4 protein-coding genes (1 of these 4 running past the window's edge) are annotated in these 25,805 nt (G+C 67.1%); 3 read left to right on the forward strand and 1 reads right to left on the reverse strand.

From position 1 onward, the window contains the following. The 3 genes from AC5592_RS14970 to AC5592_RS14980 all read left to right on the forward strand — a co-directional run. Positions 1-23,047, forward strand: the 3' portion of a protein-coding gene (locus AC5592_RS14970; protein ID WP_157121874.1) for an MFS transporter. It extends 14,489 nt beyond the left edge of the window; 23,047 of the gene's 37,536 nt are visible here — the last part of the coding sequence; its start codon lies off the left edge, out of view; the stop codon is at positions 23,045-23,047. A gap of 89 nt (positions 23,048-23,136) precedes the next feature. Next, the gene (locus AC5592_RS14975; RefSeq protein WP_036505506.1) at positions 23,137-23,382 is read left to right on the forward strand and encodes a DUF2630 family protein; all 246 of its coding nucleotides are present in this window, start codon (positions 23,137-23,139) and stop codon (positions 23,380-23,382) included. A gap of 16 nt (positions 23,383-23,398) precedes the next feature. Continuing rightward, on the forward strand, positions 23,399-24,919 hold the full coding sequence (locus tag AC5592_RS14980; protein ID WP_063064515.1) for a carboxylesterase/lipase family protein: 1,521 nt from the start codon (positions 23,399-23,401) through the stop codon (positions 24,917-24,919). Between the two features lies 1 nt (position 24,920). Here AC5592_RS14980 and AC5592_RS14985 read toward each other — a convergent pair whose 3' ends face one another. Continuing rightward, on the reverse strand, positions 24,921-25,787 hold the full coding sequence (locus tag AC5592_RS14985; protein ID WP_063064516.1) for an Fpg/Nei family DNA glycosylase: 867 nt from the start codon (positions 25,785-25,787) through the stop codon (positions 24,921-24,923). Between the last annotated feature and the right edge of the window lie 18 nt (positions 25,788-25,805).

Genomic DNA, 25,805 nt, shown 5'->3' on the forward strand with positions numbered 1-25,805 from the left:
CATCCTGGGGGCAACGGTGGCGACGGTAGCCGAGCAGGGATTCGCCGCGACGACAGTCGACGAAATCTGCCGCCGCGCGGAAGTCGCTCCGGAGGAGTTCGACGAAAACTTTCCGCGCACCTACGACGCATTCGCCGCGGCGCACAAGGCGGCGCTGGAGGATCTGCGGCAACTGATCGTCGACGAAGTGAGTTTCGCGCGGGCGCCCGACCACACCGCCCGTATAGCGACCGTGGCGCACACCTATGTGAGTGCCCTGACCGCTCGACCGGGCACCGCACGGGTCGTACTGGTAGAAAGATCCGGCCTCGACCTGGTTCAGCGCGCTGCGCGCGCCATGACCGCCACGAAATCGATTGCCGCCACTCTGGCCGAGGTACTCGACGAGCCGACCATGTCCGCCGAGAATCTGCGCGCTCTGGCGGCTGCGATCCAAGGCCTGCTGGCGAATTGGGCCGTTACCGGAGACAGGGCTGTGGTAACGCGCCTACGGCGTGATCTCGCCGACCTCCTCCGTATCGGTACCGCGTCGCCGGAGGTGAGGCCCGTCGCCGTCACGCGACCGCAGTCGCCATCGGCGGAAAGCGGCACGATCGAGGCGGCGAAACCTGTCGAGCGAGAACGGATGTTGACCGAAATGATCTCGGTCGCCGCGCGTTATGGCTACGCCAGGATGTCGCTGGACATGGTTCAGCAGCGCGCCGGCGTGGTCCCCGGGGCATTTCAGGAGCTGTTCTCCGACAAGGAGACCGGTTTCGAGGCCGCCTGCGCTGCGGCTATCGAGCGCCTGCGAACCTCTCTTCGAGCGGCGGTGCCGGACAGGGGCGATGATGAACTGCGACCGCGGCTGGAGGCCGCATTGGGTACCTGTCTCACCGTTCTTGCTGCGCACGGGGACGAGACGCGAGTGCTGCACTTGGAATTGCCCGCGACCGGGCCGCTGCGCGAACGGTTCCACGCGATTATCGCTGAGCATCTCGCCCAGGCCGTCGACGAAATAGATGCCGATACCGGCCGCCTCCTCGCAACCGCCGTCACGGGCGTCGTCGCCGACCGGATCGCCGCACGGCAGTACGCCAGATTTCACGATCTGCCGTCGGCCGACGTCGATGCCGGAGCGATGACCCCGCTGCCCGGAGACGTTCCGATCGTGACGGCCTGGGCGCACGCACTACTCACCGACGCCGCTTCACCAACCGACGGGCCGATCGGCTCGCGCCCCGGGCGTCCCGCTCGAAAGCCTGCGCCGCAACAGGGTTCCGGCACCGATCGGGCACCCGGCTCACCGTGGCGCCGCGGCGGTAACTCCCACCCCGGGACCGATCCGGCCGCCGTCGACTTCGGCGAAAACAGCGATGCCACGGCGATCGGGGCCACCCCGTGGCAGCGCAAAGACGCGACGCCGGCCACTACGCCGTGGGCGTCGGTCACTGAAACAGGCAGCGGTACAGCGCGTTCCGATTCGGCGCGGCTCCTCGAACGGATCAGGGCGCACATCGATGAGGGGGCGCAAGATCGAGCGGCCGCACTCGTCCGCGCGGAGTTCGATACCGAACTTCGCACAGTCTCCACACGTTTCGGACTGCAGGCCATACCCGGCGTGTTCGACGAGATCTGCGCCGCTGTTGTCGGCCGGATCGCCCAGATCGAAGATCGAAGCCTGGCCGCGTGGGTGGAGCTCGTCGCCAACAACGTGCTGTCGCAACAACGCGGATTCGCCCACATGTGGTGGCGCATCCGGGAACTGCTCGTCAACGGCGCGCGTCTGACGGAATCGGATCCGATGGTGCAGGCGTGGAACGACGTGCGGTTGACCGATGTACGGCGGGCGCTCGACACATTGCCGCCCCATCGCCGCGATCGCCTCATCGCCGCCTTCACCTCTGGCCGCCGCGGCGGTGGGCAGGCGCATGCCGATCCTCTTGCCGCCGCCCCACAGGCGCTGTGGTCGGCTGCCCGCCATCTTGGATCGGCGATCGCGGCCGCCCGCGGTGTACAGGCCGAACTTCCGGCCGAGCCCCGGACACAAGTGGACGACGTCGACGCGGACGAGGTCGCGGTGCGGCGGATCCCGTCCGGACTCCGCGACCGCAGCGACACCGAGGCTGTGCCGATGACTCCCGGCGCGCTCGATCGCCCACCGGTGGAAACACCGGCACCGGCGCCGACACCGGCCCGGAAACGCGCATCGAAGTCCGCCGCCGAAGCGGAGCCGATCTATATCGTCAATCCCGGGCGAATCACCGAGGCGCTTCGAGGGCTCCCCGGGCTCGAACGGGAGTTCACCCGAGCGAGTTTGGCGGATCCACGTAGCGAATTCGCTGCGGTCGGTGCGGATTATCTGCGCACCTTGATCACGATCGCCGCGTACGAGCTCTCGCTCGGCCAATCCACGACCGCACGCGCACGCCTTTCGGCCGCATTCGACGCCGGTATAGCCCTGCTCAACCGGTTCACCGCGGACACGGAGATCAAACCCATCCTGGCGCCACTGCATCGGCTGCGGCGCACGCTCATCGAAGACCCGACGTCGGCCGTGACACTGGCCGACGAACTCGCGGACGACAGCCCCACCCGCCGGATTCTCGACCGGACCGTGTCGCATCTGCAGGCCATCGGCCGAACGGAGTCGGCGGTCGGGTCGAAGCCCGTTGCCGGACAAGCGCTTCGGGGGGTGCCGAACGATCCCGAGAAGAACGTGGCCGGAGGTCCGATCGGACACCGGCCGTCCGACGCCGCACCGACTCCGCTCGACGTCGATCAGGTGCTGCAATGGATCCTCGACAGCCGGTCGACACCGGTGCACTGGCAGCCGGTCGATCAGGTGCCGGACGACGTGCTGCTCGCGTCTGCCGCCGATACGGAGATCGACCTCGAGACCATTCGCCGGAGGTGGGGCGCGATCGCGGAAGATTGTGTCCGCTCGGGCTGGCGCGCCGGCGGGGGGCTGTTGTTCCGGGGCGACACGCGGCCCTTGTCCGTTCCGTCGGCGGACGGATTCGTCCCGCTCTCCCAGCGCGATGGCAAGGTCGTCTACACGACGGTGCGGGTGAATCGAGCCGGCGACTACGGCGAGTCGGTGATGATGGACGCCGCGACCTCGCAGTGGACCGTCGTCCACCGGATCTACGTCATCGACGCGCCCGGTGGGTTCGGAGTGGTGGACGAGAACGGCGACGTCGTCTCCGTGCACTGGCCGGGAGGCCTGCGCAGCGACCGCGTCGTGGGCTGCTTCGAGATTCCCGCCGAAATCTGGCAGCGCGATTTCGCGGCCCAGGCGGGCCGATTGCGGCAGTTCTGGCGCCCCAACCCCACCTACCGCCGACTCGACGCGACCGCGTCCGAAATTTCTGCCACCGAGGACGAATCAGCCGAGGACACTCCGGCGCAATCGTGGGCACAGGACGGTCGGAACGATCCACAACCGGTCCAACCGGAGAATCCCGAGGGGCGACCGGACGAGGCCGCGTCAACCCTTCGCACCGTCGACCGATCGACGGCGTCGGCGGCTCGGCATGTTCTGGCCGAATTGCTCTCGGCGCCGGTGCATGTCGTGCTGGCGGGAGCGGTGCGCTCGGCCGTGGATGCCATCCGACAGCGCATCGCCGAAGCGTCCGACGACGTTCTGGCGGCGGTGGACACCTCCGAACTGATCGCCTGGATCTCGGAGGCGCTCGACCTGCACCGCCGAGCCGAGGCGGCGACCAGGAAGTCCGCGACCACCGATGTGCTGTCGCCGGACCAGCAGGACCGACTCGAAGAACTTCGGCGGGCGTTCGTCACGAAAGCCGACGCGCTGTCTCGGCGCCTGGACCGGATGTTCGGATCCGACCCCACGGCACCGCTCGCGATCCCGGATGCCGACGATCCCCTGCGTGAATTGCGACGATTGGCCCACGTGTCGAACTCGGCGCATGCCGCCGCCCTCGTCGATGCGCTGACGCACTACTTCGCGACCGCCCGCTTCGGCGACTCCCGTGCCGGCGAACTCGCGAATCCGGAATTGGCCGCTGCCGCTGCCCGATACCGCGACCTGCAAGCAGCGGGATTCACCGGAAAAGCGGCTCAGAAAGACGTCGCGAAGGTCGCCGGAACCTCGCAGTCGAAGGTCAGTCAGGTACTGCGCCGACCGGCCGCCGATATCACCGCCGATCAACGAATCATCCTCATCGCCGCACGCTGGCTCGACTACCCGATGCCGGAGGATCTGGTGCGCGCCGCCGCGCAGTACGAATCGGAGATGCGCGGCGATGCCGATGGGACACAGCCCGACACGGCAGCGGCGATTCGGGCAGCGGAAACCAGCCGATTGCGCGACGAACTCGCCACCGCGTACCGAGAACTCGAGCATGGCGAAGACTCGGACCCGCTCGCCGAATCAATCTCTCGTGCCACACCATCACAGTTCGACGAGCAATTCCGCGCGCTGAGCCCGATTCAGCGGCGCGTCCTGAAGCTGCGGTACGAAGAGGGTTTGGCGCCCACCGAAACAGCGGAGGAGTTGAACGCGCGGGGCTGGGAGGCCTCGACGGTGACGCCCCACATCGTGCGGGCGGCGGAGGCCGGTGCCCTTCGTCGGCTGGCCGGATTACTGGCCCCGAACCAGACTTCGGCGGTAAGCGATCACTGGCGCGAACGGCAACAGACGCTCCTGAGGCTGACCGCCCGTGGCGTGTCATGGTCGGGAGTCCTCGAACAGACCGGCTGGTCGCGAGAAACGGGGCGCAGAACCTACTCAAAGCTCCTGCGGACCCTCGACGTGCCGAAGCGCGTGTCGATGGTGCCCGAGGCGGTCCGCCGCGGATTGCTGGATATCCCCGAACTTCCGGCACTACCCGCGCGGACTCCCCCCGTATCCCCCGACGAGCGCACCTTGCTGTTCCTCGTAGCCACCGGATTGTCGAACCGCGCGATCGCCGAGACGCTCACCGCCCTACGCGGTGTGCCCGTGGGAAAGGACGCGGTGACCAAGCGCGTACGGGCCCTCGGGCGCAGGATCGGAATCGGCGACCGCGCCGGGATGGTGGCCGCCGCCATTCGCGCGGGATGGCTGGATGTCAATGCCGACGACTGGCCCTCCCACTCCCGCGTTCGTGGCACCGCCGTACCCCTCAGTGCACAGGAGCTTCGGACCCTCAGCCTGATCATCTCCGGTCGCACCGACGGTCAGATCGCTGCCGAGCTGAACACGACCCGGCAAACGGCCGTGACCTATCGCAACCGGATTTTCGTCAAACTCGGGGTCCACTCCCGAGAGGACGCGGTCATTGCCACGTATACGAAGCCGGAACTCGTTGCCGCGCTGCCTGATTCAAGCAGCGCCGATATTCGGGCCATAACCGACATTCTCCGGATGGTCGAGCAAGCTACCGCGGGCCGCGAAGCCGGTCAGCCACAGTGGCGTCGGACGCTCGTGCATCGGCTGCGTCACGCGATCCTGTCGGGCGACGTAGCCGCCGGCCGGGCGCTGCCCTCGGCCCGTCTGCTGATGCAACGGCTGGACCCTGAGAAGATACAGGCGTCCACGGTCCGAGAGGCGTACCGGCAACTACGCGACGAGGGATATCTCGCCGTCGCCGTCAGGGGTCGACCGACCGTCACCCCCCGAGACAACTGGCCGATCACCACCGAGACACTCCGAACCCATTTCGCCGACAGGATTTTCGACCTGGCTGCCAGAACTGTCGGGGCCGCCTCGGGTTCGCTGATCGTCGCGGAAGTGTGCGCACGCGCGGAGCGCGGGGCCGCAAACAATGGCCGGACGGTGGCGGAATGGGTTGATTCCGTCACCCGCAGCGTGATCGCCGAACACCGCCCGGCCGCCGAATTTCTGCGTCGTCTCAGAGATTTCGTGCTGCGCGGCGCCGGCTTGTCCGACGACGACACGCTCGCGCTGGCACTGGCGAATGTCTCCACCGACGAAGTGCGCCACCTACGCGCCGAACTCCCCCTCAATCGACAGTTGCAGCTCAACAGGTTCTGGCCGGCGCGGCGCGACTCGGCGGTGCCACGCGAGATTCCCACGGATCCGATGACCGAACCGATCGAACTATGGTCGGCCGCACGGACTTTCGCCATTCTGCTGGCCGAACGCCACGGCGTCACCACTTCTCTGCCGATGGAGCCCACCGGCCACTGGCCCTGGCAGATCCTCAACACCCGGACAGGAAAACCGTCCACCCGACCGGCCATGGGTCTTCGTCTGACGCCGGACCAACGAAGACTCGTCCATTTCCTCGCACAGGACCTGACGTACCGGGAGATCGCTGCCGAGCTGGGTATTTCGGTGGACTCACTGAAGTCTCGAGTGGCTGATGTGGCCCGCGAACTCCACGGCGAAGGTCGTGCCGAGCTCGTCGAAATCGCCCGCCACTCGGGACTGCTCGACGACACGTCCTCGGCTTCCCACGCCGCGAACACCACGCCGCGACGGACCGCCTCCCCGGTCGCGGAGCCCTCGGAGGTAGCGCGCCGGGCGGGCTTGTCGAACCGCGAGAGCGAGGTCCTCGCGTTGTCGGAGCGGGGTCTATCGAAGCGAGAGATCGCCGCTCAGCTGGGTATCGCCCCCCATACCGTGGAGGACCACCTCGGCCGAGCCCGGCGCAAGATCCGGAAAATCACCGAGCCCACCCTCTCGCCCGGCAGCACCGACCCAACAGCCATGTCGTCAACCGAGGAGGTGCCGGATACCGGGCGACCGGACACTGATGCGATCGGCGCAAGGCCGACACGGAACACAACCGCGAATGCCTCGCAGACGAACTCCGCCGTCACACCGGATCCCCTGCCGGCCGACACCGATCCCACCCCTTCCGAGAAGAGCCTCGCCGAGGAGGCGCTGATCGGACTACAGGGGTACTTCGGTCCCGACGCGGACGAACGCACACTGCTGCAAGCAGTCGACGCCACCGACGTCGTCGGCGCCTCCCGCGCCCACACCGGCAAGGTCGCCCAGTGGTGGCATGCGATGAGCAGCGGCCTCCCCGACCGCCCGGACCTGCCGCCGCTCCAGGCCGAACTCGGGCTCTCCGATCAGCAGTACGCGCTGCTGCGGGTTCACCCGCACGCGATCGGCAACGCCGACGGTGTTCCGTTCACGGTGCGGGACAAGGCGAATCGGCTCTCGATCGCCCGTGATATCCGGCGGTTCCTGCAACGGCGACCCGAGGTCGCCACGCATGCCGTCGTCGAGGGCGCCGCGGGGATCGCGCGCGCCCGTGCCTTGTTGCGCCGCGCCGGTACCGATCTGCAGGCGAGAATTCCCAATCCGACACTCACCAGAGCCGAATTCGAGGAACTGCGCAACCTACTCGCCACCCGGCGGCACCTGCGCGACATCGAGGACGATGCCGCGCGCCTAACCGGACACCCGCCGGTACAACTACTCGCTTACGACGCCACGGCGCACGACGGCAACGGCCGCGTGATCCTGTCCATCGGCGACGCCGACCGCGCCGAAATCGTGAACCGGATGACCAACGGTCTGGGTTCGACGGCGCGGAAACTGCACCACCGCGCGGAGTATGGGCAGAGTCTCTACGAGATCACCACGCTGCGCGGGAACGGTTCCTCGGTCGCCGCGATCGTCGATATCGGCTATCACTGCCCGGTCGATCTGTCCGTCGCCTCACCGCAGATGGCCGAAGTCGGCGGCGACATCGTGGCCCGCGACATCACCGCATTCAACGCCACCCGCGAGTTCTACGCCGAGCAACCAGCCGGCGTGCCCGCGCCGCGGCTGCGCAACGCCATCGGCCACAGCTACGGCTCGACCACCCTGTGCTACGCGGCGCAGGATAGGCGGCTGGCAGGCGAGTTCGATCAGGTGATTCTCACCGGTTCCCCGGGCGTGGGCCGTCGGATGACGCATGCCGATGAGTTCGGGGTGCCGGTGTACGTCTCGAGCGAAAAGGCCGATCCCGTAGCCAATCTGGGTACCCACAAACCGGGCCGGAAGGGGCGCGTGGGACTGGGCACGAGCCCGGCGGCGGCGATCTTCGGCGCCACCCTGCTCACCACCGACGTGCCGGTCCGTGGCCGGTACGCCGCGCAACGCCCGGGGCCGGCCCACCGCTTCCTGGTGAAGCCGCACGCCTCCTACTATCTCTGGGCCGATGAGACCGAACAGGTGCCGGGCCGCAGCCTCGACAATCTGGGATGGGTACTCGTCGGCCGACCCGAGGCCGCCGAACGCGCCGAATACCCCATCGCGCCGCGGCCGCACGGTAAGCGATGGCGGCGGAAGCGAGAAGGGCCCTCGCCACTCGAGACGGACGTCGACGCCGAGGCCGGTCCGACCAGCCGCATCGGCCGCGCGCCCGCAGACGACGGCCCGCAAGACTTCCGACACGGCGGCGGCTTTTTCCCCAACCAACCCGATGAGCCCCAGGACGGCGTGGGCTCGGACGGTGTTCCGGCGGAACGGAATCCACACCGTCTGTCCGACCGCGAGATCGAGAGCGAACAGCAACGGAGCGAAACCGAGCGTGCGCGTGTGGATCTCGCGAGGCTACTCGGCGTGGACCCGCGCACGGTGGAACTGCGAGGCGCGCTGCTACAGGTCCTCGATCAGGTGCAAATGGAGTTGCGCCTCCTCGACGACGAGGACTGGCCCGGGATCCGAGCCGAGAAACTTCCCGGCTGGCTGGGACGAGCTCTCGACCGTGAGTACCGCGCCCAGCGCGCAATGAGCGACGGAGCCACCGCGGAAGAACTCGCCCGATTGGACGCGGATACCCGCCAACTCGAAGCAGATCTCCCCACCATCCTCGGGCAAGATCAATTGGCCCCCGGTTGGCGCGCCGCCGACAGCGACGACAAGCTACACGAACTTCGGCGACTGGCCACGCGCGCAAACGCGCCGCGAGAGATCGCAGATCTCGTCGATGCCGCCGCACGCTTCCTCGGCCTGGCCCGGCCGACACCGCCTGCCACGGATTCGCCAGGCCTGGCGGGAGCGCGCCCGAGCGTCCGTGAATTGCTCACGGCCGAAGGCGATATCGCCGCGGCCGAGGAAATTCTCGATGCTCTGGTTCGCACTGCGGAGGGTCCGGTCGCAGTCCGGGTACGGCCGGAGGGAACCGACAGCGTGCGGGTCGAGGTACTCGACCATAGCCGGATCTTGCCGGTGCGTGATGAGCCGGATGAGACGACCGGGGAGGTGACGACGACCGAGGCGGGTAAGGTCACCGCGCTGTTGGACAAGTCCGGCCGGTGGGGCTTCCAGATACACACCAACGGGTCGCGCACCCGATGGTTCACTGCCGGGCAGGCCCAGTCGGTACCGGCGTCGACCGAACCCGCGGTGCGGATGAGGTTCGAGCGCGGGCAGGTTCGGCAGGGCGTGGCGCGGGCTCGCAGGGATGTCGGCCGATTCCTGTCGTACAACACCAGGCTGCCCCAGACGACAATCGACGCCGCGGTGCTCGCCCTGTCGGAACTGCTGGGGAACTCCGCGCAGTACGCGAAACAAGGTGGGGCGGAGGTCACCGTCGAGGCGGACGACACCCGCGTGCGGATCGGCATCACCGACACCTCACTCGGCTTGCCGAAGTGGCGCATCGAGAGCGACGTCGATGCAGCCGACGAGGTCGCTCCCTCACCCACCATCGACCTCGACGACATCGACGCGTTCCTGGCCGATATCGACCTGGCGGCGCTGGACTCCGCCCGGACCGACCCCGACGAACTGGGGAGCCGTGCCGATGGCGAGCACGGGCGGGGCGCGCGGATCGTGCGAGACAAGGCTTTCGCCGTCGGGACCGATGTGACCCGGCACGGCAAGACCGTCTGGGTCGAATACCGAACTCCGCCCAGGAGCTACCCAGCATCCCCGGACGACGCGCTCGACCTCCCCCGCGGGAGCGCGAACCGCGCCGACGGGGCTGTGATGGTCCCGTCACCGTGGACGAAGCGAGGACAGTCCGCGGAAGGGCCTTTCGCTTTCAGCACACCGCCGGGGGACACACCGGGTGTCGGGTCGGTCGGCTCCAGACCGCATGAACTCCGAGACACATTGGCCCGCGTCGAGGAGAGCGGCATCGATCCGACGACCGCAGCGCAGGTCAAACAGGCCATCGTCCGCCGCTACGAGCAGCAGCACCGAAAAAACACCAAGAACGGTCGATCGCAGAATTCGAGAAGTAGTGAAGCCGTAGCACAGACCATCCAGTGGCTCGATGGCCTCATGCTTTTTCGGGCGCTCGAAGTTCTCGCATCCTCTGGCCGAGCGATGCCGGCGCCGTCGTATACCGGCCCCACAGCCGAGGACCTCGCTCGTGATCCCAGTCGATTGCCGACCACCTTGGCGACGATACTCTCCGACCTCGCGAACTCCAGTTCCGAGACCACGGTGGCCGAACAGGCAAACCTGGCCGTTCTCAACATATTCAGTGAATACCTGCAGTCGGCCACCGCGTCCATATACCGCGATCACCAGCTGAACAAGCACAACTCTGCGACAGACCTCGGCTTCCCGGAAAACGTCGCGGGCGTGCTGGCCCAGCTGTCAGCCGATTCTTTTGTACGGACACAGAAGGCCCGCGCCTTGGTCGCGGATACCGCTGCGAAGATTACGACCCAGTGGCTCGACAAGACCCGCAGAAGGGCCGAGCGGAGCGAAAGCGACCTGGCAGAGCTGCTGGCCGACATCTACCGGCGCAATCACATGCCCCTGTCGCAGGGGCGGCGACGCGAACTCCAGGACCGGTTGCGCGGCATACGAGCCGAATTCGAAGAACTTGCAGCCCGCCGAACGGCTGTATCAGCGCGGATTCCGCATGTGGCAGATGCGGACGCGGCACGGTGGCCGGCGGGTTTCCTGACCGGACTCGCCGAGGTCGAACAGCTGTCCATCGCGGTCGACGCTTGGCTCGCGAGTGGGGTCCCGATCACCCCCCGCATGCTGAAGGAGATCATGAGCAGCGACCTCGCGCAGCTCGGCGGGGCCAAAGGCGAGGTCGCGTTGGCCGAACAGCTCGACGGAATCCACGCGCTGGGCACTCCCGTCCATGCCGAAACGCTGGATGGCGGTCGTTTGGAGAGCGAAGTCGACGTCTCGACCGACGGAGGCCGAATCTGGCACGAGGCAAAGAATTACACCCTCGAGTGGCAGCGGCAGCGCCAGAGCAGGCTCGAGGCACAGGCACGCAAGCAACTGCGCATCGCATATTCGAATCGCGATTACTGGGTGGATGGCAGCCCACCACAGATCAAGTGGCACTTCACAATCGGCGTCGACTCCGCGGTCCAGGCCGCCCTGGAGGCCATCCGGATCGAAGACGAGAACGGGCGGACTCTCGACGATTACCGCATCGAGGTGATCGATGGTTCGACCACCCAAGTCCCCGCCGGACCGCAGTCCGATTCCGGAGCCACGATCGCGGCGGAGCCGAATACCGAGCGACCCGACCCGGGCGCGATCGGTGCAAAGCCGGCGCCGATCACAACCGCGGGCCGAAAGAACGACCCGGCAATGGTGTTCACAGCCGACCCGAACCTCGGCGACGAGGCTCGCGCCTTCGCCGTGCCGGTAAGTTCCGATCACCGGAAGGTGCTGCTGTGGATCTCCCAGGGATGGACCGATCCGGAGATCACCGAGGCGTTGCCGGACGCGGGCAAGGCGTCGACCTATATCCGGGACTTGGCGTCGGCGCTCGGAATTCCCACCAAGCGCTATCTGATCGCCGCCGAAGGCGCACGTCGCGGGCTCGTTTCCGTGCAAGCGCCACTGACCGATCTCCGGGAGGTACTGACCCCGCGCCAGATCGTCGTGCTCGCGTACCTGTCTCGTGGACTCAGCAGACGGGAGATCGCGGACAAGCTGTCGATCTCGATTCGTACCGTCGACGAACACGTCGAGCGTTCACTGCCCCGCATCGAATCACCCAGTCTGGTCACGGCCATGCCTCGGATCGTCGGCGCGCTCGACGCATTCGACGAGGAGGAACTGACCAGGCTCGCCGAAACCGCGTCCGGCCCGGCCGCCCCACCGGGCGGTGGCCGAACCACGGGAAACCGGTTGTCCGCCGAGGAAGCAACAGTGCTGCGACTGGTCGGCCGCGGGTTGACGTATTCCGAAATCGCGACCGAGACGGGCATGGTCGTACGCGAGGTACGGCGCGCATTGGCCCGCGCCCGCAAGAAGGTCGGGGATTCCTCGGAACGCCGGGCCGCGGCCCTACTGGAAGAGCAGCGAGCCCGGCGCGCCGCCGGTAACGGTGCGAGTCCCGCGAAAGCGCCGGGCCGCAAGGACGACTTCGGGAGTGACGCACTGCGAGCGGCGCGCGACCGCGTAGGTTCACCCGTTCCCACATCCGATTCCGAGACAGCTCCCACCGCGGAATTTCTGCGCAGGTCCGCGGCGGGAGCACCGAGTGCTGCCGGACAGATCCCCGAGATCGAGGATGCCCTCGACCTGCCCCGCGGTACGACCGACCGCACCGGACTCGTCGCACACCTGAGCAAGGACCCCACCATCGTCTTCGCCGACGATCCGCGGGTCGGCGACGATGGCCACGCCAACCCCGCACGCCGGAAGGGCGACCAGGCGAACCCCGACGCCGGCACCGCCGAGCGGATGGCAGCCGCTGCCCAAGCGAACGGATCGCTGTTGCGCCTGGTCCGCAACAGTGCCGAGGCGCGAACCCTCTTCTCCGGTCAACTGGTAGCCGGGATAGGAACCTCGGCGTCCCAGAACGCCCTGACTTTGATGATGATGGGAATCGATCCGCAAACCGCGGCCATCGTCGCAGGGCTGTCGGATGTGCCGAGGTTCGTTTTGTCCCCCTTCATGGGCTACCTCGCCGACACCGTAGAACCCACCGAAATGATGCGGAGGGCCAAGTGGGCCATGTTCGGCGCCTCCGCCGTAGCCGCGGCCACATCCGGATTCCATACGCCGTACACGGTTCCGCTCCTGATCGGCGCGAATCTTGTGAACACCGCCGCCGACACGCTGTACTCGCCGAGCGCATCCCGGGTGAACCGCGCAATCATCGGAACCGACAAACGGTTGCAGGAGGGACTCAGCCAGTACAACTCCTTCGTGACAAACCTCTCCCGGACCATCGGCAACAGTCTCGCGGGGGCGTTGCAACCGTGGATGGTCTTCGGACTCGACTCGGTGGCCTCGGGCGTCAACGTGGCGGGGCTGCAGAGGGTTCGCACGATGCCGCCCACGCCCAAAAAGACTGAGCCGCAATCGCTTCGAGGTCGATTGCGCGAGGTGTTCGTACCCGGTTTCGAAGCGTTGCACCAGGACAAGATCCTGCGCAACTACACCTGGAATCTGGTCGTCACCAACGGATATCTGGGCGCCCAACATTTCTTTTTCATCCACTCGCTGACCGCGGCCGGACTTTCCGGCGCCCAGACCTCCGCCGCATTCATCCTGCCGTCGATCGGCGGCATTATCGGCAATTCCTTGCCCAAACGATGGTTGAGCAAGGTCGACATCCGCAAACTGCTGGCCGCGAAGTACATCGGTTTGACCGGCATGGCGGCCGGCGCCTTGATCACCGCGTTCACGAACGACCCCTACATCGGCGGCGCCGGTTACGCGGCGGGCTGGGTGGCCCTGGGAGCCACCAACGTGCACACCAACGCCTACTTCAGCCGAAACGTGCCCGAGGATCGGCTCGGCCGCGCGGTCTCCTTCCTCAACCTCAGCCGAATCGCCGCCTACTCCCTGGCCGGTCTCGTCGGCGGCACGCTCATCGCCAACCAAGGAGCGACACCCACCGCGATCGGAATGACGGCGGCCATGAGCACCATCACCGCCGGATCGCTGGTACTGGACAGGGCGAGGTTCCTGGCCGCATCACTGGGGGGCATGTACGAAACACCGGCTCCACCGATCCACCACCAAGTCCCGACCCAACTCGCCGCCGAACAAGACCCACGAGCACAACTCGGCCGAGCGCACTTCCGGGCCGTCGACGGCACATTGCTGGTGGATCCGGCAGGCCGGCCCGCCGTCCCGGACGGCACCTACACGGTGACCTTCCCCACCGGTGGGATGTCCGGACGCCAGCTGGGACGACAAGCGCCCTCGACCGTCGAGACGGATGTCGACGCCGAAGTGCGGGCCGCGCTCGAATCCGCGCGAGCACCCGGGGAATCCACCACACCGGCGCGCTGCGGCCTGGCAGAGCTGTCCTTCGCGCGACAGCGCTTCACCGGACGCACGCCGATCGAGCTACCCGACGAAGACACCGTCACCATCCTCGAATACCGCGGATTCCACCCGAAGGAACTCGCCCAGTACGCCCACGGCAAGTGGGAGGAGGTGACTCCGGACAGCGAATTCGTCTCGCGCATAGCGAATTCCGAGCAGCCGACCGATTTGGCCCTGCTGCTCGTGCAGAATCCGAACGCGGCCGAAGACCGTATAGACGGACACCTCATCAGCCTCACCACAGACGAGGACGGCGAACTCTGGCTACACGAAGTGGTGCCGGGGCCGGACGGTACGGCGGTCGAGCACAACCTGCACGGCGACGCCGCACATCAACGCCTGGCGGACCTGCGAAACCGGAACGGCGCGAGCTTCTTCGCCATCACCTACGGAACCGACGGCCGGCCCGAAAACCCGATCGACACCACGAGCTCGACCGGCACCGAATGGGCTCACGGCACCGCCCCCGCTACACGCATCGGCCGCGCCGACGACGAGCCGTCCGAGGACCCTGCGGCATCGACGAAGGAACGCGCTCCCTCACCGTCCACCCGGCTGGGCCGGGCCGAGCTCAGCGGCTCCGAGGTGAACACCTCCGCCGATTCCGAGGTCGGTCAGCGGCAGCAACCTGCCGCCTCACCCTCGCTCGCGCGCATCGTGATCCCTGGACCGCGACACGCCACGACGTCCGCCGCCACGGCCGACACGCGCGGGGATGTCGAACTGACAGCCGCGGTGCGCAACGGCGACGTGCACGCCTTCGGCGCGCTGTTCGAACGACATATCGACGCCGTTCGGCGATACGCGCGAAGCCGCTTCCGGCATGCGGACGCGGATGAACTGGTGTCGCACGCCTTCGAGGCAACGCTCGCCGCCCTGGTGAAGGGTTCCGGGCCGGACTCCGCGTTCCGGGCATATGTGCTGACAGCGCTGCGTAACCGCGCGGCCGCGATGAATGTCTCGTACACCGAGCGAGTCGCGTTGAGCGACGACATGACTCGTTACGACGGTCCGATCCACTCCGTCGATACGGCGCTCGAAAGCCTGGACCGAGACCTCCTCGGACGGGCGCTGGCCACACTGACCGAACGCGCACGGCTGATCCTGCACAACATCGAGTTGCCGGCGACAGAACTGGCGGGGCTCATCGGCGCGCCCTCCGCCAATGCCGCGACTGTGGCACGACACCGGGCAATGGAGGAACTGCGAGCGGCATACCTGCAGGCGCAGCTTCCACAGGTACCGAACGAAACATGCCGCGGCACTGTCGAGCAGCTCGGAGCGTGGGTACGGGGACCGCTGCGTAGCAAGCGCGCCGAAAACCGGGTGAACACCCATCTGCAGGACTGTGCTTCCTGTCGCGCCACGCTTCGACAATTGATCGACGTGAATGGCGGGCTGGCTGTACGCACCCGACTTCCGGCTCCGCGCGCCGCCGGCCGACCGGCCGACGAGACCACCCCACAAGGCAGAGCCGGGAGTGTTCGCCCGCAGCGACGTGGCTCCGCTGCGCGTGGCGAGGAAAGATTCTACCGGCTCGGGGACCTGGACCATGACCGGGCTCCCGCCGTGCTCCCCGGACAGCTGGGCAATCCCTGGCTGGTATTCGCCGACGATCCGCGGGGAGGCGAGAATATCAGCGCCGTCCGTCCGCGAATCGGCGGCCGGCCGTCGCCCGACCAGCCCGCCGGCCGGTCCGAGTCGCAGTCGTGGCTGCCGCGGATCCATGCCGCGATCACCGAAGAAATCCGTGAGGCCGATGATCCGCTGCGCGCACAACTCGCCGCCATCCTCGCCCAGCTGGACAAGCTGATGCCAGGTGCAGCACCGGTCATGCCGGATCACCGCACCGAGTTGGAGACATTTGCCCGGGCGGTGGACCGCTGGCTGCAGGTCGCGCAGACCGATCTCGGCGACGATCTCCCCGCCGGGCAGGTCGCGCACAGTGCCACCGCACGACAACACCACCTCGCCGAAGCGACCGACAGATATCGGGCCGCCACCGAGGCCCTCGCCTTCCATGCGACGAAAGTGGATGCCGCACCGGCGAATACGTCACCGTGGGGTCGGGACCCGGCATTGCTCGACGGCGTCGACATCGCCGAGCTCGCACAGACCATCGAGGGCCTCGCAGCGGAATCGGCTCGGCTGGAATCCGATTCGGCGCCGGCCGCCGAGGTCCAGCAGATACGGCACGCCTGGACCGCGGCCTACGAGCTGTGGAATCTCGCGCAGAACCCGCGATCGGTGCCCGCCACTCCCCGCGTCGAAGCACTGATCTCCTATGCCGGCGCGGCGCGGCACTGGCTGATGGCCGTGCTGGACCGGAACAACTCGGCGAACATTTCGGCGCAGGAACAGCGAGTTGCTCAGGCTGTCGACGAGTATCGCCAGGCCGATCGCCAGGTCCGCGAGCTATTGGGGGCCTTGGAGCGACAGCCGTGGCTCGGCCTGCCGCCTCCGGCGCCGCACAAGGAGGCGGACCTCGTGCACGCGGCCGGTGTCACCGACGTCGGTCGCCGGAAAACGAATCAGGACGACTTCGCCATCGCGACCGCGGTGATCAACGGTGAACGAGTGACACTTGCCGCAGTCTGTGACGGCACCTCCGGGGAGGCGACCCGCAGCGACCGTGCTGCTGCCGTCGGTTCGGCCGCGGCATGTGCGGTCCTGGAACAGGAGGCCGCTGCCGTCGCGGCGGGCCAGACCTGGGATCCGGCGACCGTGCTGGCGAAGGCGACCCAGGCGGCCCAGGACGCCGTGCTGGATATGATCGCGCGGGAGTTTCCCGGCTGCGATCTACCACCGGTGAGCACGATCGTGCTGTCACTGGTCACCGGGACCCAGGTCTTCACCGAACGCGCCGGCGACTCCCGGGCCTACTGGATTCCACTGGACGGCGGGCCCGCGATCCAGCTGACCACCGACGACTCGGCTCTGCAGAGCTACATGGACCTGATGGGCCTGAGTGCGGAAGAGGCCGCGCGCATGCCGCACGCGTCGTCGCTCACCCGTGGCCTCGGCATGAAATACGAATGGCGCGAACCGAATCCGACCGCCCACCGAATGACCGGCCGCGGCGTGGTCGCGCTCGTTTCCGACGGTCCGATCAAGAAGATCGGCTCGCCGGATGCGATCGCGGACCAGGTCCGGGGGCAACTCACGCGGAACTCGGGGAATCTCCTCGCCGCCGCGGAAGGATTTGCCACCGCTGCCGTCGAGGCCGGTAGCCGCGACAACGTCACCGTGGTGCTGATCGCCGGACCGGACCACTCGGGACGAGGCGACGCGGCGCCGGGTGCCGTGGAAACATCACCGTGGAAAACACCCGCGCGCCCGGATGTACCGGCACCCGTGGACCCGCGCACCCTGCCGTGGACCGGAGGATTCCGGCAGGGTCGCGCACGCAGGACGCCCCCCGCTGAATCGACCGGCGAAATCGGCTCAGCGCCCCGATCCGAGGAGACGAACAACGACGTTCCCGGGCAGCCCATCACCGAACAGCACGTGCCGGCCACCCCACACCGAGCGGTGTGGTCGGACAGCAGTCTGCTGATCGGAACCGAGCATTACACCGAGCCTGAATACCCTCAGTCCAAAGCGCTCATTTCGATGCTTCACGAATGGGTTGAACGCACCGACGGCCAACCCCGCGTCATCCTGACCGAGGGTCGCATCGCGCCGTACGCCGGCACGATCGAAGAATCCCTGTCCACCCAACGCGGCGAAATGGCGGTGCTCGCCTTTCTCGCCCACGAACACGGCATCGACATCGAAACCGCCGAAGAAGACCAAACCGCAGCCGCTCGGGGAGTGATAGACCAGATCAGCGAAAGAATCCATCGGGACACCACACTTGCCGCGCTGTTCAATGACGGAACCGTCCAGGAAAGCCTCTTCCTCTACTACGTCCTGAGGCAGATGCCTCAGGGAATCCGCGCGCAGGAAGGCTTCCGCCCAGATATCGAGGAACACTTACACAACGCCATCGAACTCAATCGCCACCTCCTCCAGGGAATCGACGACCCCCACGCCGAATTCGCAAGGCTCATGGCGCGCGACTACAGCCAGCACGGATTCCCCCGCACCTTCCGCGAAGACGACCTCGCCTGGCTGCTCACAGAAACCGTGGATATGCTGACCGGCGCACCTGTGATCAGCAAAGTTCAGCACGTCGCCGCAGCCACGCACCAACGCCGCCAACTCCATGCCGCCCAAACATTTTCACGCCACATGGCAAACGGCAAGGCCGTCTGCATGCTGTACGGTAACGCCCACCTTGAATTCATCCTCCCCGAAATGCCCGCATTCGCGGGCCGACCCGTCCGAGAACTGGGCCCGCCTCCGGCTGCCGAATCAACAGACCTGCCCCCGGCACGAACGACTGAAAAAGATAGCGCGAGTCGGAAATACGCGCTCCCTCAGGCCGCGCCGACCTCGAGCATCGCCGAGGACGGTCGGCAAGAGGTCGGGCACCATGTCGAGCACGGCGGTGAATCATCGATGCTCGGCGCACGGCCACGAATGATGTCCGCTGCGGACTTCGCCGCACGACTGGCCCAGGCCGAACGCTCCGGGCCGCCTGCCCGAATAACTCCCGCGGAGTGGTTCACCCAGAACAGCGTTACGGAGCTGCTCGTTTATCCTGACGGCCTACGGGTGGTCGAAAAGACGCTGTTCTCACGGGAACAGCGCACCGCCGAGATCGTGGCTTCCGCGTTCGCCTACGCCATGGACGCACCGGTACCGCCGGTCATACCAGTGGATGGCGACGACCGGACCGTGCGGATGCCGTGGCTTCCGGGTGACGTGATCGGGTGCACCGCCGACGACCCCAGCGGGATCGGCGCCTTGGAGGCATTGCGAGGCCACCCCGACGCGGAGCAATTGGGTCTGCTCGACCTGGTGATCAGCAACTGGGACCGGATCGAGAACGTTCTGCGCGACGGTGACCACCTGGTCGGCCTCGATCATGCTTTTGCCTTCCGAAGCCCCATCGACCCGAGCTCGAGCCCGTTCTCTCAGAGCTTGGTGTCTGCCGTCGATTTCCATCGAGCGCCCGACCCGTATGAGTGGGTAGCCAACCGACGAAGCAAGCCCGAACTGGAAAGATATAAGCGCAACATCCAGGCGCTGCGATCATTCTGCGAGAAATACGACTGCCCCGACTGGCACCGAGGAGCCCTGGCTCTGCTGGACAAGGTGATCGCGCACGCCCAGGACACGCATGGCGGCCGGGACACACCCGCCGCCGAGGCCGAACGACGCGACTCGACCCCGCCCGAACCTCGAATCGGGAGCCGGCCGTCGTCCGCGACCGCATACGCACCCCAACCCGACCGGCTCGCCACGGAACTACTCGGTTTCGGGCCGAGCTTCGACTATGTCGAGGATCTGCTGCGCATCGCGGCGGGCGAGCAGCACGGCCCGGCCTGGGTCGACAGCCCCGACTACTGGGATTGGCAGCTGAACTGGCTGGCCGAACGTGGGCCCCGGCTGAGTGTGCTCGCGGCATTCTCCGCTGCCGCGCTGGAGGCGGAAGCGGCTCTCGGCCTTCCCAATACGAGCGGCCGCAGGTTGCTCCTCGAACAGTCCCGGCCCCGCACGCCAGGCGAGCTGCTGCCCATCTACAAATACGGGACGATGTGGGGAGGTGAACCGGAGCAACCGAGCGGACCCGACACCGCGGCACATGCCAGCGCCATCGGCCGCGTGCAACGCGACCTGTCGCTGGACGAACTTCCGCAGTACCCCTACCTCGCGACGATCGCGGCACGACCGATCCTTCAGGTCGATCGTGACATGACGCGAAAACACTTGCGGCCGGGAGAATTCCGGCATCTCGATCCGATTCCCCGCGACGGTGTCTACGGATTGAACTATCCGGGTTGCCGAGCCCTGGACCGGCAGGCACCCGCATACTTCCGAGCGCGATACGCGGGCGACACTCTGCTTCCGATGATCGCCTGCCGCCCGGTCTACGACCGCTTCCTGAACCACTGGATCGAGCCGTATCAGCTGCGTAACGCCATGCGGTTGCGCGACGGATTCCACGGCACGACATCGGCGGAGGGGCGCATTGCCCAGTGGTTCGCATCGACGGTCGCGGATGTGCTGGCCGCCTCACCGGATGCCGCTCCCGAGATACTCGACGACGCCCTGCGCACACAACTGCGCCGAATCCGTCCGTCCATACCCGCGAACGAAAGGCTGCGGCTGTTCGCGGAGACAACGCACGAGTTGCTGGGTGGTGATTACGACTTCGGCCACTACCTGCGGCGCCGCGATCATCCGGAAACCGAGGGATACATCCGGACCGTGCGCGAAACCGTCCTGCGTCGCCATCCGGCTGCGGCGGTCGCCCGCGTCCCGTTCCTCGCCAACATCATCGATGCGACCGGTACCGGCGCGGCGCGCAGCGCCCCGGAAGGCCCCAAGCCCGCCGCGCCGACCGGAGAGCGCCGTGGCCCGGTGACCCTCTTCGCCCCCGAGTTCGATCCGACGATCCTCGATCGTCCGGTCCGCGGCGTGGACCGCCGGCCGGTCGAACATGTTCCCGCAGAACCGATGTGGGCAATGGGCTTCCATCATCGGCCGGACGGGCGACCGTACGGGGCATCGGATACACCGCACGACGCACATGCGCAGGCCGGTGCGGGAGAGAGCACGAACCCACTGCTCACCGCCGCAGACCAGCCGTTCGGCCTGCCGCCGCTCGATCGGATCACCGTGGCGCACATCTGGGAGGCAGTCGAACAAGCGAAGAGGGACGATCAGCGGGCGATGGCGGCGATCGCCGCGAATCCGGAGACGGCGACGTTCGAGAACACCGTGCGACCCTACGCTGAGTTGGGTCACACGTATGCCCTGGTCAATACGATCTCGAAAGTTGTCGCCACCGCCGATCCCGAGATAGACGCGATTTTGCCGGAACTGGCGAAATGGGCGAACCGGCACCTGCGCGAGCTCCGATCGAACGAGAAATTCCGTGACAGAATTCGAGATCTGCACGACCGTCTCCGACGCAACGAACTCGAGTTGACGCCTGGGCAGGCGGAGCATGTGGAACGGATCCATCGTGATGCGACCCCGGAGCGACGAGTTCTCTCCGACGCGGACCGGGACCGGCTGGTCGCGATCGAGGACGAGTTGATCGAGTTGTACGACACCTACGTCCGCAACCAGCGCGAGGCAACCGAACAGGCCGCGCTGCACTTCGATGATGTGGCGGCACTCGACGGATTGTCGGAAAGTGAAATCGCCAGAGCTCGAGCCGCTGCCGAGGCACAGGGACGGTCCGGCTACATGTTGAAGCTCGCGGGCAACCGGAGCGGCAGCCGGCAACTCGTCATCGACAGGCTGACCGACCCCGATACCCGACGTCGCCTACACCGGGCGACGACGACGCTGTGCGTCGGCGGCGAATTCGACAACACCAGGATCGCCGACCGGATCTTCGCCCTGCGGGCCGAAAAGGCCCAACTGCTGGGTTATCCCAATTTCGCCGAATACGCCAGTGTCAATGAGCCCATCAGTCCGGCACGATCATTGGAATTGATACGGAATGTCGTACCCCTGGCCGCTGCGACGGCCGCACAGGAGTACCGCGACGCGGCAGCGAAGACGGGCCGAAAACAACTCGAACCGTCCGACTACTACAACGCGCGATCGCAATCCGCGGCGGCGTCGGTCCCGTCGGCCGCCACGGCCGCCGGCGACGTGCGCGATCACTTGTATTTGGGCATGACTTCCGAAGACAACCACGGGATCGTTCACGATGGCTTGTTCTTCACTGCGAAGAAACTGTTCGACCTCGATTTTCGTCCTCGTCCGGACATCCGCACCCACCATCCCGACATCCAGGCATTCGAGGCGGTCGATGCCCAGGGCAAGACACTCGGCCTGCTCATGCTGGATCTTTTCGCCCGGCCCGGAAAACGCGGCGGCGCCTGGACCGAGCAATTGATCGCGAAATACGAACCCACCGGACAGGTCCCGGTGATAGCTCTTTCGATGAACCACGCCAAACCGGCCGCGGGTAAGCCCGATTCTGTCGAGTGGGATCAGGTCCGCCTCTTGTTCCACGAGTTCGGGCATGTGATCAACATCGTATTCGGTGACAGCGTGCTCGAGCGCACCGGTACCCGCATTCCACGCCACTTCGGCGAGGGGCCCGGAAAAGTCATGGAAATGTTCCGCGACCACCCACTCGTGTTCGCAAACTACGCCAAACACCACCGAACGCGCCGGCCCATGCCGGCACATCTGATCGAAACGCTGCGCGTCGCAACCACATCCCGAGGAGACAAGACCGTTGCGGACCTGACGCTGTCCCTGCTGGATCTGGCGGTACACATGCAGCCGGCCGGAGCCCCGATCGCCAGCACGACCGGAGCAGCCCTCGAACAGGTGGGGGCATCGGAACTCGACCTGCCATGGTTCGAGAACATCTGGCGCAAACAATTTTTCGGCCATATTTGTGCGCCACCGACCAAGGAATACAACTACGAAGGAACCTACGGCTCCTACGTGACCACCGAAATGTTCGCCGCCGCCGCGCGTGAGGCGTACAAGCGTGAGTTCGGAGACGGCGCGGAGGCACTGGGTCCCGAGGCAGGGCGCTGGCTGATCGACAACATCTACCGGCACCACGAATCCAATCTCCGGCCCGTCGTCGAGGCTTGGCTCGCCTCCGACCCCCACGGCCTTGCCTTCGCCAGAAGCCGAGGCCTGCGCGAACCGAGTGCCCCCGCGCCAGGACACACCCCAGCCATTTCCGCTTCGGGAGCGACGCCGTGGAGTTCCGGCAAGGCGGCCCGACAGACTCACAGAAAACGCGCCGACCTCACCGACCCGGACCTCCACGCGTAGATACCCCTCGCCGGTTCGCTCTCCTGAAACCGGCCACCGCAGACTGCCGTGCCCGGGCCGGTACCGCCCCGGCGCCGTACCATGGCCTCATGACCGAACAGGACATCCTTGCCCATATCCAGGACCTGGTGAAGCAGGAGCATCAGCTGCGGTCCAAGGCCACCAGCGGGGAACTCGATCCCGAGACCGAACGGGCCAAGCTGGCCGATCTCGAGGTGATGCTCGATCAGTGCTGGGATCTGCTGCGGCAGCGGCGGGCCCGCATCGAGCAGGGCGGCAACCCCGACGAAGCCCAGGCCAACCCCGTGAAGCAGGTCGAAGGGTACCTGCAGTAACGGTTACCATCGGGTAATGGTTGACATCACGACCGCCGACGGCGTTGTCCGCGGTCTCCGGCGGCGCCGCATCGCGCAGTGGCGTTCGATTCCCTTCGCCGCACCGCCCGTCGGCGATCTTCGCTTCCGCGCGCCGCAGCCCGTCGAGAGCTGGTCCGGGGTGCGCATGGCCACCGAATACGGATTCGCCGCGATGCAGCAGCGCGACGGCGCCCGCATCGGCCCGCGCGGCCCGCAGCCGACGAGCGAGGACTGCCTGACCCTGAACGTCACCGCGCCTCTGGAACCGGCCACCGCGCCCCGGCCGGTCATGGTGTTCATCCACGGTGGCGGTTATGTGCTGGGCACCTCGGCGCTGCGGCTGTACTCCGGCGCCCGCCTGGCATTGCGCGGCGATGTGATCGTCGTGTCGTTCAACTATCGGCTGGGCGCCTTCGGCTACGTCGACTTCAGTGAATTCTCCACGGCGACAAGGCCGTTCGAATCCAATCTGGGTCTGCGGGACCAGGTGGCGGCCCTACGGTGGGTGCAGCGCAATATCGCGGCCTTCGGCGGTGATCCGAACAATGTGACCATCTTCGGCGAATCGGCCGGCGCGCACGCGGTGGTCAGCCTCCTCGCCACCCCGGCCGCGGCCGGGCTGTTCCATCGGGGCATCGCGCAGAGCGCGCCGGCGGACTGGTCGCTGACCGCCGAGGAGGCGCGGATCTTCGCCCGGCGCTGCGTCGAAAATCTGGGCGTCGACAATCCGGGCGCCACGTCGCGAGAGGCGGCCGAGGCGCTGAGCAACGCCGGCGCGAACGACATCCGCAAGGCCGCCGACCGCGCGATCGGCGATGTGCTGTGGCGGCAGCCGGGCAGCTTCCCCGCCGCCCCGGTCGTCGACGGCGAGTTCCTGCCGATGGATCCGATCGATGCCATCGCCGCCGGGCGCGCCCACGCCGTCCCGCTGATCATCGGCACCAACCGCGACGAGGCGACCCTGTTCAAACGCTGGGACCGCAGCCTGCCCACCACCCCCGGACAACTGCACGTGGCGCTGTCGCGATGCGGCGACGCCGACCTCGAAAAGCGGGTCGTGGCAGCCTATCCCGGCTATCCGTCACGGCGGGCCGCCGTGCGCATGGGTGGTGACTTCGTCTTCTGGCGTCCCACCGTGGAGGTGCTCGAGGGCCACAGCCGCCACGCCCCGACCTACGCCTATCGGCTCGACTACGCTCCGCGCGCGGTCCAGCTGGCCGGCTTCGGCGCCACCCACGCCCTCGATCTGATTCCGGTGTTCGGCGGGGTGGACAGCCCCATCGGACGTGGCCTCACCGCGGCGGGCGGCTATCGGGACTTCCTCGCGGTGCAGCGCGAATTCCAGGACAACTGGCTCTCGTTCGCCCGCAAGGGAGAGCCGCTGCCGTCCTGGCCGCAGTACTCCGAACAGCGCCGCAGCACCCGCATCATCGACAGCCCGGCGCGGGTGGAGGTCGATCCGGATCGCACGAAACGGCTCGCGTGGCACGGAGTCCGGGTTCCGGCCCTGGTCTGAACTACTTGAGCAGCCGGGACATACGCCGATCGGCGAGGATCTTGCCGCCGGTCTGGCAGGTCGGGCAGTACTGGAACGATTTGTCGGCGTAGGCGACCTCGCGCACGGTGTCATCGCAGACCGGGCACGGCAGTCCGGTCCGCGCGTGCACCTGCATGCCCGACCGCTTCTCCCCCTTGAGCCGCGCCGCGTCCTGACCGACGGAGCGGGTGATCGCGTCGGTGAGGATGCCGCGCATCGCCCGGTACAGCTCGGCGACCTTGTCCGCGCCGAGGGTGGACGCGGTGGCGAAGGGCGAGAGCCGGGCGGCGTGCAGGATCTCGTCGGAATAGGCGTTGCCGATGCCGGCCAGCACGGTCTGATCGGCCAATACGGTTTTCAGTCGCTGCGAGGTGCCGGCGAGGAGTTCGGCGAAGTGGTCCTCGGAGATCTCGAGCGCGTCGGGGCCCAGGCGGGCGATTCCGGGCACCGACTGCGGGTCCTCGGTGATCCAGACCGCGAGCCGCTTCTTCGTTCCGGCCTCGGTGAGATCGAAGGCGGGCGTCGCGCCCTCGGGGGTGAAGAAGTGGACCCGCAGCGCCAGTGGGCCTTTCCCCGGTTTCGGCGGCGCGGCACCGGGTTCGTCGATCCAGCGCAGCCAGCCGCCACGGGACAGATGCGTGATCAGCCACAGCCCGTCGCAGTCGAGACCCAGATGCTTACCCCAATGCCCGGCGCCCGTGACGTCACGCCCGGACAGCGCGGTCACCGGCGGATCGAACGTCTTGAGCACACTCAGCGCCGCGACGTCGACCCGCCCGACAACCGCGCCGACGGCATGCTCGACCAGAAACTGTTCGAGCGCCATGATCTCCGGCAACTCGGGCATTCCCGCAGCCTACCGGCG

It is taken from the genome of Nocardia violaceofusca NBRC 14427 (assembly GCF_963869435.1).
Classification (GTDB): Bacteria; Actinomycetota; Actinomycetes; order Mycobacteriales; family Mycobacteriaceae; genus Nocardia; species Nocardia aobensis.

Excerpts from the sequence above, each read along its gene's own strand:
- AC5592_RS14975 (WP_036505506.1), top strand. The coding sequence starts at position 23,137 with ATGACCGAACAGGACATCCTTGCCCATATCCAGGACCTGGTGAAGCAG.
- AC5592_RS14980 (WP_063064515.1), top strand. The coding sequence starts at position 23,399 with ATGGTTGACATCACGACCGCCGACGGCGTTGTCCGCGGTCTCCGGCGG.
- AC5592_RS14985 (WP_063064516.1), bottom strand. The coding sequence starts at position 25,787 with ATGCCCGAGTTGCCGGAGATCATGGCGCTCGAACAGTTTCTGGTCGAG.